The sequence below is a fragment of the Clostridium sp. CAG:43 genome, from assembly GCF_000434655.1.
GTDB lineage: Bacteria > Bacillota > Clostridia > Lachnospirales > Lachnospiraceae > Otoolea > Otoolea fessa.
In genome coordinates this window covers 37,412-38,302 of the sequence record NZ_FR895110.1, presented here as the reverse complement: position 1 = coordinate 38,302, position 891 = coordinate 37,412, and the positions used below count along the sequence as shown (strand labels likewise).

The following is an 891-nucleotide window of genomic DNA, read 5'->3' as shown; positions in this document are numbered from 1 at the left end:
GGCGGCAGTATGGAGCTTCCACGTCCGGAGGGGGCACCAGAGGTGTTTGTGCTGGCAGGAGGAGGAAGCGGGCGCGCTGTCTTCTGGCAGCTTCAGAGAGCTGGAACCACGTTTGCGGCAGGGATCGTATCGGAAGCCGACTTAGATTATCCGGCGGCTTGTACATTGGCGTCCAGATTGATTGCAGTCCCCGCATTTGAAGAAATATCAGAGGAAAAGGAACAAGAAGCCAGAGAATGTCTGGATGCGTGCCAGTGTGTGATTGCGTGCCGCAGGCAGTATGGGGGCTGGGCGGCGGCGAACGACCGGCTGCTGGCGTATGCCAGGGAAAAAGGAAAAAAGATTGAATATCACAACCTTCCGCTTCATAAAATGCAGTAAATCAAAGCATTTTGCCGCGTGGCTGCGTGCAGGGGAGCGGGAGGTTTTTTATTTGATGAAAAGTAAGAAAAGCAGGAAAAAATGGCTTCTAAGCCTTATGGCTGTGATGGGAATCTTTCTGGCGGGGGTCTATGCGGTTGCATGCGGCGGTGAAAAACAGGCAGAAAAATTGCGGGATCTGGAATTTGCCGTCATAGGTCCCGATGAGACGCCGCAGGAGCTGGCGCAGATCATAGAAGAAAAGAAGAACGATTCCTTCCGCCTGACTTACACAAGCGGAAATGACCTCTACATAGCTGCCGGGTACGGCAAGCAGGAGACCGGCGGTTACAGCATTACGGTTCCGGAGTTGTACCTGACGGACAATTCGATCATCGTCAAGACCGAGTTAAAAGGACCGGAGAGAAGCGAGCCGACCGGGGAAGAGCCGTCGTATCCGTATATTGTGCTGCGGACGGAACTGCTGGAGGAACCAGTGGTATTCCAGTAGTTTCCTATGAAACAAGAATG

The 891-nt window shown here is 53.1% G+C and carries 1 protein-coding gene and 1 pseudogene; both read left to right on the top strand.

All coding sequences use genetic code 11. The features are described from left to right. Window positions 1–381 (top strand): annotated as a pseudogene (locus tag QVO97_RS10660) (ABC transporter ATP-binding protein); the annotation flags it as partial. Between the two features lie 55 nt (window positions 382–436). Continuing rightward, entirely contained in the window at window positions 437–871 is a 435-nt protein-coding gene (locus tag QVO97_RS10655; RefSeq protein WP_022360307.1) for a protease complex subunit PrcB family protein, read from the top strand. Window positions 872–891: the final 20 nt, after the last annotated feature.